This is a genomic window from Streptomyces sp. NPDC005483, assembly GCF_040606035.1.
In the GTDB taxonomy this organism is placed as follows: Bacteria; Actinomycetota; Actinomycetes; order Streptomycetales; family Streptomycetaceae; genus Streptomyces.
Genome location: NZ_JBEXEA010000044.1, coordinates 21,618 through 32,187 on the forward strand (window position 1 = coordinate 21,618; position 10,570 = coordinate 32,187).

The 10,570-nt window shown below is 69.9% G+C and carries 9 protein-coding genes and 1 pseudogene; 4 read left to right on the top strand and 6 right to left on the bottom strand.

What is annotated here, in order from left to right; translation table 11 throughout:
* Positions 1–31: 31 nt before the first annotated feature.
* The gene (locus ABZT06_RS43830) at positions 32–1,330 is read left to right on the top strand and encodes a DMT family transporter (protein ID WP_355753959.1); all 1,299 of its coding nucleotides are present in this window, start codon (positions 32–34) and stop codon (positions 1,328–1,330) included.
* Positions 1,331–1,461: 131 nt separating this feature from the next.
* Here ABZT06_RS43830 and ABZT06_RS43835 read toward each other — a convergent pair whose 3' ends face one another.
* The 3 genes from ABZT06_RS43835 to ABZT06_RS43845 all read right to left on the bottom strand — a co-directional run bounded on the left by ABZT06_RS43835 (position 1,462) and on the right by ABZT06_RS43845 (position 4,197).
* Positions 1,462–1,884: a cytidine deaminase gene (locus ABZT06_RS43835; protein WP_355753961.1), complete on the bottom strand. Its 423-nt coding sequence runs from the start codon at positions 1,882–1,884 to the stop codon at positions 1,462–1,464.
* Between the two features lie 355 nt (positions 1,885–2,239).
* On the bottom strand, positions 2,240–3,259 hold the full coding sequence (locus ABZT06_RS43840; RefSeq protein ID WP_355753963.1) for a hypothetical protein: 1,020 nt from the start codon (positions 3,257–3,259) through the stop codon (positions 2,240–2,242).
* Positions 3,260–3,372: 113 nt separating this feature from the next.
* The gene (locus ABZT06_RS43845) at positions 3,373–4,197 is read right to left on the bottom strand and encodes an SDR family oxidoreductase (protein WP_355753966.1); all 825 of its coding nucleotides are present in this window, start codon (positions 4,195–4,197) and stop codon (positions 3,373–3,375) included.
* Positions 4,198–4,291: 94 nt separating this feature from the next.
* On the opposite strand from ABZT06_RS43845, the gene ABZT06_RS43850 reads away from it, so the two are divergent.
* Entirely contained in the window at positions 4,292–4,912 is a 621-nt protein-coding gene (locus ABZT06_RS43850; protein ID WP_355753968.1) for a helix-turn-helix domain-containing protein, read from the top strand.
* Between the two features lie 379 nt (positions 4,913–5,291).
* Here the strand turns inward: ABZT06_RS43850 and ABZT06_RS43855 are convergent, their stop codons facing one another.
* From ABZT06_RS43855 to ABZT06_RS43865, 3 genes and pseudogenes are all read right to left on the bottom strand, one after another.
* Positions 5,292–6,776 carry an ATP-binding protein gene (locus ABZT06_RS43855; RefSeq protein ID WP_355753970.1) on the bottom strand — a complete coding sequence of 495 codons (1,485 nt, stop codon included), beginning with the start codon at positions 6,774–6,776 and terminating at the stop codon, positions 5,292–5,294.
* Positions 6,773–6,991: pseudogene (locus tag ABZT06_RS43860) on the bottom strand (fused response regulator/thioredoxin-disulfide reductase); the annotation flags it as partial. The pseudogene ABZT06_RS43860 and the gene ABZT06_RS43855, both read right to left, overlap by 4 nt.
* Positions 6,992–7,675: 684 nt before the next feature.
* A complete protein-coding gene (locus ABZT06_RS43865; RefSeq protein ID WP_355753972.1) occupies positions 7,676–8,506 on the bottom strand; it encodes an alpha/beta fold hydrolase in 831 nt (276 codons plus the stop codon).
* 167 nt (positions 8,507–8,673) lie between these two features.
* On the opposite strand from ABZT06_RS43865, the gene ABZT06_RS43870 reads away from it, so the two are divergent.
* Entirely contained in the window at positions 8,674–9,558 is an 885-nt protein-coding gene (locus tag ABZT06_RS43870) for an RNA polymerase sigma-70 factor (RefSeq protein ID WP_355753974.1), read from the top strand.
* Between the two features lie 167 nt (positions 9,559–9,725).
* The gene (locus ABZT06_RS43875; protein WP_355753976.1) at positions 9,726–10,487 is read left to right on the top strand and encodes a GntR family transcriptional regulator; all 762 of its coding nucleotides are present in this window, start codon (positions 9,726–9,728) and stop codon (positions 10,485–10,487) included.
* The last annotated feature ends 83 nt before the right edge of the window (positions 10,488–10,570 follow it).

The window sequence follows — 10,570 nt, forward strand, 5'->3', positions numbered from 1 at the left end:
CGGGCCGCGGCACTTCCTAGCGTCGTTTTCCATGAACGCCACCACGCGCGGCTCCCTCCTCGCCACGCTCGCCTGCGTCCTCGTAGGAGCGTCCTTCACCGCCAACAGCCTCCTCGGTGACTACCCGTACGCGGGCGGCCAGTTCCTGCGCTACGGCCTCGCCGCGCTGCTGCTGGTGCCCCTGGCCGCGAAGGGCGCCGCGTCACGGTTGCGCGCGCTCAGACCCCGCCAATGGATGCGTCTCGCGCTCCTCGCCGCCGTCGGCATGGTCGGCTTCAACCTCGTCGTCATCGCCGCCGAACGCACCGCGGAACCGGCCGTCCCCGGTGTCTTCGTGGGCTGTGCTCCCGTACTGGTCGCCGTCCTCGTCCCGCTGCTGGAGGGACGCCGGCCCAGGCGCCGTTTCCTGCGGGGCGCGCTGCTCGTGGCCCTCGGCGCCTTCGCCGTCCAGGGCTGGGGCCGTACGGACGGGGCGGGCATCGCCTTCTCGGTGTGCGCGCTGGCCGGTGAGGTCGGCTTCGCGGTGCTCGCCGTACCGGTGCTGCGGCCCTTGGGGCCACGGCTGCTGTCCGCCACCGTCTGCGCGGTCGCCGCCGTCGAGGCCGCCGCGGCCGGACCGCTCCTGGACGGCACCGCGTGGCTGCGGCGCCCCGACACCGCCGAGGCCGCCGCGCTGCTGTGGCAGGCGGCGGTCGTCACCGTCGTGGGCTTCGTGTGCTGGTACATGGGCATGCAGCGGATCGGCGCGGAGCGCGCCACGCTGTTCTCCGGTCTCATCCCGGTCGCGGCCGCCTGTACCGCACCCCTCGTCGGCACGGGCTCCTACGGCGCCGCCCAGGCCGTGGGCAGCGCCCTGGTCGGCGCCGGAGTCGCCCTCGGATCGGGGGCGTTGAGCCGAAGTCATGGAGCACGCCGGGATCGCCGGCCGGGGTGTGCTCGCCGGGACCGCGGGCGGCGGGGCCCTGTTCGTTCAGCGTCGCTTTCCGGGCTAGGGGGCGGTGGCGCTCTTGCTGGCGCGGCGCATGGCCTCGTACAGCGCCGCATCTTCCGGTGGGTTCGGCAGCGGGCCGGGGGCGGAGCCTGGAAGGACTGGATCATCCAGGCGACCAGGCGGCGCCAGGCGTCCGGGGCGGCATCGGCCGTGGCGCCGAGGGCTCCGGCGTTGGCCATCAGCAGCAGCACGAGATCGCGGCTGGAGAAGTCCTCGCGCAGCTGCCCGCTGTCCTTGGCGCGGCCGACCCCCGCATCCAGCGTCGTCAGCGGCCGCGACGTCGACGACCAGGAGGCCGGCCTCACTCACGCGATCCAGCCTCTTCACCCGACCGAGTAGCTCTTGACCAAGCCCGTCGACGATCAGCCGCCAGCAGAGAGGCCCGGCTGAGGCACATGAATTTCAGGTGCGCGAGCTTTATCTGCTGAAATTGGAGCCTCGAGACTCGCGATGGGGTCGGGGGCGTCGCGCTACGTTGTGTGGTTCCGTCGGTACGCGTCGAGTGTGCGCGGGCCGAAGGCGTCAGGCAGTACCTGTTCAATGGTCTTGATGCCGCTGATGGTGTCGAGGAGCATTCCGGGTGCTGAGTGTTCGAAGAGGAGCTGCCTGCAGCGCCCGCACGGCATAAGGCGCTCACCGTCGCCGTCGACGCATGCAAACGCCGTCAGCTTGCCTCCGCCGGTCATGACGAGTTTGGAGATCAGGGAACACTCGGCGCACAGGCCCACCCCGTAGGAAGCGTTCTCGATGTTCGCGCCGGTCACGATGCGCCCGTCATCGGTCAGTGCGGCGACCCCGACGGGGAAGTGGGAGTAGGGGACGTATGCCTTCCGCATCGCTTCGGTCGCGTGGTCCTTCAGCGCTTGCCACTGGTCTGAGCTGATGTCGGTCATTGGTCCATCCTTCGGCCAGGTGGCGGGGGTTGCGGAGCGGACGTGGATGCGGATGCCGAACTCTGTGCTGATCCGGCTGTCGCGAGCGGGTTCCGTCGGGTCAGCGATTCGAGATGACAAGGGCGTCACGGCGTTGCGTGCCCAGGGCGCGAACCGGCTGTCGGGCTGTCGTGATCGGCGGGTTGTCATCCTCAGCAGCAACCCCAGCGACAAGGTCAAGACGGCGTGTCGATGATCTGCAAGCCCTGGGGGTGGACGGCGTGGCCCCCCGGGCGATGGGCACCCAACCGTCGCCCCCCGGGGGCCGCTTGATCTCCACTCTCACTGGTTGACATGCGACCAGCCAGGGCGGTTGTCAGGCTCGTGCGGCTGCGCTCTTGCGGCTCTGCACGATCTCGTTCAGGCGCGCGGTCTGCTCATCGATGGAGTGCGGCCCATTGCCGGTCAGGACACCGTGGGTCTCGTCCCAGATGACCAGAACCTCGGCCATGTTCTCGGTCGTGTCGACCTTGTAGCCGGCGTCCTTGAGCACCAGGTCGACGAAGAATTCCAGGCGGGTCTCCTCGCCGGGGATCTTCGGGTAGCCGCCGTCGAGCATCTGCAGCTCGCCGTGGTCGGGAACGGTGGTGATGTGGGCGCCCTTGAACGCGTGGTCCTCGTTGACGCTGACCTTGCCGTCGGCGTCGACACGGTACTTGGCAGCCGTCATCGCGACGGGCGCGTGGCAGATCAGTGAGATCGGGACGTCGTTCTCCCGCAGCTGGTGGAGCAGTTCGCCGACCAGCGGGTTGTCGTGGAAGTCGATCACCGGTGCGTGGCCGCCCGGGGCGTGCATGAAGTCGAAGCCGGCAAGCGAGAAGTCGTCGGTTGCGTCGCGTTGCCGGGCGAGCAGTTCCTCGATGGAGTACCACTTCTGCTCCGGCAGGGCCTCCAGGCCGGCGACGAGCTCCTCACGGATGGAGCGAACTTCCTTGTCGGTGTTCGGCAGGATCGGGGAGACCGGCATCCGGCCGAGGTGGCGGCGCAGAAGGGCGAGCTCGGCCTCACGGCGGGCGACCAGCTCGGGGTTCTTCTCGCGTACCTCTTCGACGCCGTACTGCTCGTTCTGCATGGCTACGCGCATGAGGTCCGAGCCGAGGTTGGCGCCGCCGTGCATGGCGAGCGCCATGCCGTTGATGTCGAGCGTCGGGAGCTTGCCGTCCGGCGTGGCGAGGACGAAGTCGTGGGTGTCCTCGTACTGGGCGAGGACAGCGGCCAGCTCGACGAGGAACCAGCCGATGGTGATGCTGCGGCCGCCTTCCGGCTTGGTCAGCGGCAGTTCTGATCCCGCCGAGACGACGATGAGTGCCTTGGGGCGGGTGCTGTTGTTGGTCATGAGGGTTCTTCCTTGTATCCGTTGTGGGTGTGCGCGGCGCATCAAGTGCGCGCTTGGTGAGGGCTTCGAAGACCCGGTCGGGGTCCCCGGCCAGAGGCGTACCGCCGCTCGGCTCAGGCCGGGTTGCCCTGCGACAGGGCGGAGACGTCGGCCCAGTCCTGCCAGGTCTTGAGGCGCTCGGCGTACACAGGGGGAAGCAGCTCCAGGCCCGCGGTGCCGAAGAAGACGCGCAGCGGCGGGGTGTCGGCGTCGACGATCCTCAGAAGCGCCGGTCCGGCCGCGGCGGGGTCGCCGATCTTCATGTCACGCCAGCCCTCGGCCACGGCCGCGCGCACCCCGTCGTACACGGGCAGCTGCTCCGCGAAGCTGGCGGAAGCACCGGACCAGTCGGTGGCGAAGCCGCCGGGCTCGACCAGGGTGACCTTGATCCCGAACGCGGCGACCTCCTTGGCCAGGGACTCGGTCAGGCCCTCCAGGGCCCACTTGGAGGCGTGGTAGCCACCGAGGTTGGGGAAGGTGGTCACGCCGCCGATGGTGGAGATCTGCACGATGTGGCCGCTGCCCTGCTCGCGCAGCAGGGGCAGCGCGGCCTGGGTCACCCACAGGGCGCCGAAGAAGTTGGTCTCCATCTGGTCGCGGACCTGCTGCTCGGTCAGCTCCTCGACGGCGCCGAACAGGCCGTAACCGGCGTTGTTGACGACGACGTCCAGGCCGCCGAAGTGCGCGTGCGCCCGCTGGACGGCCTCGGTGGCGGCGGCCTTGTCCGTCACGTCCAGGGTCAGCGGAAGGATCGCCTCGCCGTGGGCGGCGACCAGGTCCTTGAGGGAGTCGGTGTTGCGAGCGGTGGCCGCGACCTTGTCGCCGCGCTCCAGGGCCGCCTCGGCGAACTGGCGGCCGAAGCCGCGCGAGGAACCGGTGATGAACCAGATCTTGCTCATGGAAAACACTCCTACTCGAAACGACGGGTTATGAAGAGACCGAACACCTGCATGAGACTGAGTCTCAAGTTGAGCTGTCGTGTATTGTTGAGGCATGACAGACTCCTCCGGTACTCCCACCCGCTCCACGGCCAAGCCCGGCCTGCGTGAGCGCATGCGCGCGACCATCCGGGCGGAAGTCACGGAGGTAGCGCTCAGGCTCTTCATCGAGCAGGGCTTCGACCGCACGACCGTCGACCAGATCGCCGCCGAGGCCGGACTGTCGCGCGCCAGCCTGTTCCGGCACTTCGGCACGAAAGAGGACATCGTCCTGGTCGACCTGGAGGAGATCGGCCGCCAGATCGCCGACACGCTCGCCGCCCGGCCCGACGAGGAACGGCCTTGGGAGGCGCTGCGCCGCGCGTTCGACGTGATGACGGAGATGAACGAGGCGGCACCCGAGCGCACCCTGAACTATCTGCGGATGCTTCAGGAGACCCCGTCACTGCGGGCCCGGCACTACGAGAAGCAGCTGGGCTGGCAGGAGATGATGGTCCCGGAGATCGCACGGAGACTGGGGAGCGGCCCCGACCGGCCGGAGGATCCCAGGCCGACGGCTCTGGTCGCGGCCGCCCTCGCCTGCGCGGACGCGGCATCGACCGGCTGGGTCGCCTGTGGAGGCAAAGTCCCTCTGGCGGTGCTGCTCGACCGCGCCATGGGCGCATTCACCGACTGAAGGCCTGTCCCATCAAAGATCTCCGCCCTGATGCGGCGCTGATGGTCGAGGGTCGGGTCTACTGGCCCGCAAGTCCGGGCGGAGGGCGCCGTTCGATGCATCCCGAGATCCGGTTGTCCTGACCATTGAGCATCACCTCTGCCGCACGGCGAAGGGCCGGCTCCGCGCGTGCGGAGCCGGCCCTTCGACATTCAGGATTCAAGTGCGCGCGGGCGTCGTCTGCTGGAACAGCTCGAGCAGTGCCAGCAGCGTCTCGGGAGCATCCTCGGTCGGGAAGTGTCCGGCGCCCGGAATCTCGACCACGGGTGCGTCGGGATAGGCCAGCCTGAACGACCTGCACCGCTGGGCGGGACGCCGGGGTCGATGCCGGTGTCCTTGGTCATGAGGGCTCCTGGGCCGCGTCGGGGACGGTATCGGGCCCGGCGTCGGGGTCGGTGGCGGTGAGGGGGAGCAGCACCTGGAAGCGGGTGTCGCCGGGTACGGACTCGACCTTCAGGTCACCGTGGTGCTTGTTGACGACGATCCGCCAGGAGATGTCGAGCCCCAGCCCCGTGCCCTCGCCCACCGGCTTGGTGGTGAAGAACGGGTCGAAGATCCGTCCCCGGATGTCCGGCGGCACTCCGGGTCCGGTGTCCTGGAACTCCACGAGCAGCCGGTCGTGTTCGAGGGCCGTCCGGACGGTCAACGTCCCTTCGCCGCCCACGCCGTTGATGGCCTGCACGGCGTTGTCGATCAGGTTGGTCCACACCTGGTTCAGTTCGGCCGGGTAGGCCGGAATCCTCGGCACCGAACGGTCGTAGTCCTTCACGACCTTGACCTGTGGCCCGATCTTGCCCGACAGCATCAGCAGCGTGCTGTCGAGGAGTTCGTGCACATCGGCGACCTGGTAGGGGGCGCGGTCCAGCTGCGAGTACTGCTTGGCGGCGTCCACGAGGTGCGAGATACGGGTGGTGGAGTCCTCGATCTCGGACATCAACAGCTCGGCCTCGACCGTGTAGTTGAGGCACTCGATGGCACTGGGCAGGATGTCCTGCTCGTCGATGGCCGCCGCGACCTGCTCCAGCCAGTCGACGTCGAGACCGCCCTGCACGAAGGTCGGCGCGATCTGCCAGCCGTTTGGGACACCGTGGTCGTCCAGCCAGTCGGCGAGTTCGTCCTCCCGGTCGGACGCTTCGAGCGGGCTCAGTGCCGGCACCTTGGAGACCCGCTCGGCCGTACGCTCCTGGAGGTCGACCAGGGCCTTCAGGGCGTCGCCGTGGTAGGGGCCCGAGGCGATGGCGCTGAGCTTGTTGCGCATGTGCGCGACCCGGTCCCTGAGTGACGAGGTGGCCCGTGCGGCCGCCGCGGCCGGGTTGTTGAGCTCATGGGTGAGACCCGCGGACAACGAGCCCAGCGCCAGCAGCCGTTCGCGCTGCCCGACGGCCCGCTGGAAGGTCTGCGAACCGAGGGCGATCCCCTCCAGGAGATGGACCGCCATCGGAAACCACTCGTGGACGAGGTTCGCGAACGATTGGGCGGGCAGGACGAAGAACCGTGCCGGCTGCGACACCCGCAGCGAGTTCACGTACCGCTGCGGTTTCCCGTCCCAGAGGTACGCCATCACGGCCCCCGCGTACACCCCTGGCTGGGACGTGCGGCTCACCTCGATGTCGTCGCCGCCCACCCGGCGCGACATGACGAGCGTGCCCTCGATCATCACGTAGAAGTCGGTCGCGGGGTCACCTTCGGTGAACACCGGTCCGGGGTCGAACAGTTCGACCCGTCCCTCGCTGCACAGCCTGTCGAGCTGCTCAGCGTTGAGTTTCTCGAAGAGGAACAGCGAGCTGATCTCCGCCGCGCTGCACGGCATCGGCCGCCCGCTCACGACTGCTCCAGATATCGGTGTACGAGCATCACGGCCATGGCTCCCTCTCCGACGGCGGACGCGACCCGCTTGGCGGACTCTGCGCGCGCGTCCCCGGCGACGAACACGCCGGGGATGTTGGTCTCCAGGTGGTACGGCGGCCGGTCCAGCTCCCAGTCCGCGGGTGGCCGCCCGTCGGCGGTCAGATCGGGCCCGGCGAGGATGAACCCGCGCTCGCCGCGTTCCGCGCCGCCCACCTGTCCCGGAATGCCCGCCTCGGCATCTCGTTCGCGTCGAAGCCGCTCAGCCCCACGTTGCGCCACAGCCGGTACGCCGTCGGCGGCAGCCACTTCACCTCGCGCCGTGGCCCGGTGTGCGACGCCTCGGCCGGCACCTGGCGCCCTGTGCTCCCGTCGGTCCCGCGCCGCCAGGGCGACCACGCCGTAGCAGCGCGCTGGCGAACGGGATTGGCTCGTACGAGGTCCTGCTCGATCGCCCACAGGTAGAACTGGTTGACCGTGGAGACTTCCCGATCCCAGCTGGTGTCTTCCACTCGGGGCCCATTGTCGTCGCGACGACGCCACCACTCTTATGCCGCCCGATCGTCCGTGGTCGCGTCGCGCCAGTCGCAGCGACCTCTCCGGGTGAAGATGCCGGCCACGCCGAGAAGTAGCGGTTCAAGGCAACGTCGTACTCGCCCGCCGGACTGATCGGGAACGGCTGACCTTCGGGCACGCCCAGGTCATCCAGCCGCTGATCCAGATCGCCGAACAGCACACTGAACTCCCGTACGAATGGAGTCACTTCCCTCGGCCGCGCCAGGTCTCGCCGAGTGAAGTGCACCCGCCACCCTGTAATCGACATGACGCCGGACGACAGCCGCGGACAGCTCAACAGCGCATAACCCAAGGGGGACCGGCTCAGCGGCTGCCGTCGAGGATGACCCGTGCGACGAGAGCGGGGTCGTCGTTCATCGGGCAGTGGCCGCAGCCGGGCAGCCGCACGAGCCGGGCCCGGGGAATGATCTGCTTGGCCCGCACGCCCTGGCGGCGCACGAGCAGCATGTCCCTGGTGCCCCACGCGACCGTGACCGGCAGCCCGGGGATGTCATCGCCGAACTGGACGGCGGTACCCGCCCGGAGCGTCTCGTCGAAGCCCGTGGCCCGCGCGAGGGCGAGCGTCTCGGCGACCACGGCCTCGGGTGAACGCCGGCCCGGTCGGGCGTAGATGGTGCTCGTGAGCATCGTGCGGCCGGCCGCGCTGCGTGACAACCGCTCGACCAGCGGCAGCGGCAGCCGCCGGGAGATGTGCCGCATCGCGAGCAGCACCCCGAACGCGTAGCGCCGCTCGGCCTGCGACCAGAACCCGGCGGGAGACAGTGCGGTGACGGACCGTACGAGCTGCTCGCGGGCGAGCTCCAGGGCCAGCAGGCCGCCGAGGGAGTTGCCCGCCACGTGCGGGCGGTCCAGCTCCAGGGCCTCGCAGAACGCCCCGAACACGGACGTCGTGGTGGCGAGGTCGTACGACAGCCCCCCGGGCAGCCCCGGCGACGCGCCGAACCCCGGCAGGTCCACGGCGATCACGTCGCGCTCGGTCGCCAGGATGTCCACCACCGGGTCCCAGGCCTGCCGGTGGTGACCGATGCCGTGCAGCAGGAGCAGCGGCTCACCGCGCCCCACGCGCGTGTAGGAGACGGTCACGGGCTGCGGCCCCCCGGCGGAGGGGACTTTGAAGGAGACGGTGGCGGACATGAGGGCTCCTTGACGGCGACTCACGGGCTGAGGCTGTGACGCACGGCGGACGTGTCGTAGACAGCTTGTCAGCAATTGCTACTGGCGGGTAGACCCTCCGGCCGTCAGGGCGCGCCGCACGCTCATATCGCCTGGACACCGACCCGCGTCTGCGTTGGGATGAATCCGTGGCCACTGACACCGAGACCGACGTCTTCGAAGAACACCGTCCCGTCCTCCTGGGCGTCGCCTACCGCATGCTCGGGCGCGTCACCGACGCCGAGGACGTGGTGCAGGAAGCCTGGCTGCGCTGGTCGGCGGCCGACCGCAGCGAGGTGCGCGAACCGCGCGCCTATCTGGTCCGCGTCACCACGCGCCTGGCGATCGACCGGCTGCGCCAGGTCAAGGCGCGCGGCGAGACGTACGTCGGCCCCTGGCTGCCCGAGCCGTACGTGACCGACTTCGGCGACACCGTCCCCGACACCGCCGAGCAGGCCGTTCTCGCCGACTCGGTGTCCCTCGCGGTCCTGGTCGTCATGGAATCGCTGTCACCGCTCGAGCGGGCGGTGTTCGTCCTCAGGGAGGCCTTCGGCTACCCCTACGCCGACATCGCCGCCATGCTCGACCGCGGCGAACCCGCCGTACGGCAACTCGCGGGGCGGGCCCGCCGGCACGTCGACGAACGACGGCCGCGCTACGAGGTCGACCCGGTCCGGCGCCGCGACCTGACGGAGCGTTTCCTCGCCGCCGCGGGCGGAGGCGACCTGGAGGGGCTGATGTCGCTGCTCGCCCCGGACGTGCGGCTCGTCGGGGACAGCGGCGGCAAGACCAAGGCGCCGCTGCGGGTGCTGGAGTCGGCCGACCACGTGGGCCGCTTCCTGGTCGGCGTCGCCGGAAAGGGCGTCGTGGACATCACCTGGCGCTTCCTGGAGCTCAACGGCGGACCCGCGGTGCTCGTCCTGTCGGGCGGAAAGCCGGACTCTGTCTTCCAGTTGGACGTCCTGGACGGCCGCATCCAGTCCGTCTACATCATCCGCAACCCCGACAAGCTGCGCGCCCTGCCTGCCGCCTGAATGCCTCATTAACGCTGTGTGGCATCACGCCCGCGCGTCCCACAGGGGATCGAGGATTGGTCTTGACCAAGGGTGGGGGCCGCCCTATGGTCGCAGAGAAGTGCAACAACCTTTAATAAACAAGGGCGTTAAAACGCCGCCGGACCACGGCGATTGCGGAGGACAGGGTGGGGACCACGCAGCTGGAATCGGTACCGGAACCGAAGTACTGGCATCTCAAGACCGTGCTCAGTGAGGCACTGGACTCCGAATTCTCCGTGGGCGAGATCCTGCCCAACGAGCGCGATCTCGCCGCCCGTTTCGGCGTCGCCCGCGCCACGCTCCGCCAGGCTCTGGAGCAACTGGAGCTGGAGGGCAGGCTGCAGCGCCGCCGCGGTGTCGGGACGACCGTCGCCCCGCCGCGCGTGGGCGTGGCCGTCGGCACCGAGCAGCACGCCTGGCCGGGTGCGGCCGGCGACGACTGGCAGTCGGTCGACTGCGCCTCCGTGGTGCCGCCCGCGGCCGTCGCGGACGCGCTCGGGACCGACCGTGAGCAGCCGGTGCACACCGTGCGCCGCTCCCGTATGAGCCATGGCCAGCCCGTCGCCGCCGAGCTGCTCTACATCCCCGAGGCATCGGTGCCGGAGCTCTCCGCCATAGACGCGCCGTCGGGGGCTGCACGCGCGCGTGCGGTGCTGCGCGAGCTGCAGCGTCTGGAGCTGGAGAGCCGGGAGAACGCCGTCGAACTCGGATCGGCCCGCGCCGACGACGCGAAGGAACTGGACCGCCTGCCCGGCGCCCCGGTGCTCGTCGTCACCACCCGCTACCTGGCCGGGGGCCGCACCGCCGCCGTCTCGGTGGCCACCTACCGCGCGGACACCTGCCGGCTGACCTTCGGGGACTCCGGCGCGGTGGAGATCCACGAGAGCCCGGAACGCCAGGCCTCCTGAGCGATACGGCGGTGCGCCGGGCCCGCGGGGGGGGGGCCCCCCGGGGGGGTTGGGGCGCGGCACCCCCCCCCGCGGGCCGTGCC

Excerpts from the sequence above, each read along its gene's own strand:
- ABZT06_RS43865 (WP_355753972.1), bottom strand. The coding sequence starts at position 8,506 with ATGTCCGCCACCGTCTCCTTCAAAGTCCCCTCCGCCGGGGGGCCGCAG.
- ABZT06_RS43840 (WP_355753963.1), bottom strand. The coding sequence starts at position 3,259 with ATGACCAACAACAGCACCCGCCCCAAGGCACTCATCGTCGTCTCGGCG.
- ABZT06_RS43850 (WP_355753968.1), top strand. The coding sequence starts at position 4,292 with ATGACAGACTCCTCCGGTACTCCCACCCGCTCCACGGCCAAGCCCGGC.
- ABZT06_RS43830 (WP_355753959.1), top strand. The coding sequence starts at position 32 with ATGAACGCCACCACGCGCGGCTCCCTCCTCGCCACGCTCGCCTGCGTC.
- ABZT06_RS43835 (WP_355753961.1), bottom strand. The coding sequence starts at position 1,884 with ATGACCGACATCAGCTCAGACCAGTGGCAAGCGCTGAAGGACCACGCG.
- ABZT06_RS43845 (WP_355753966.1), bottom strand. The coding sequence starts at position 4,197 with ATGAGCAAGATCTGGTTCATCACCGGTTCCTCGCGCGGCTTCGGCCGC.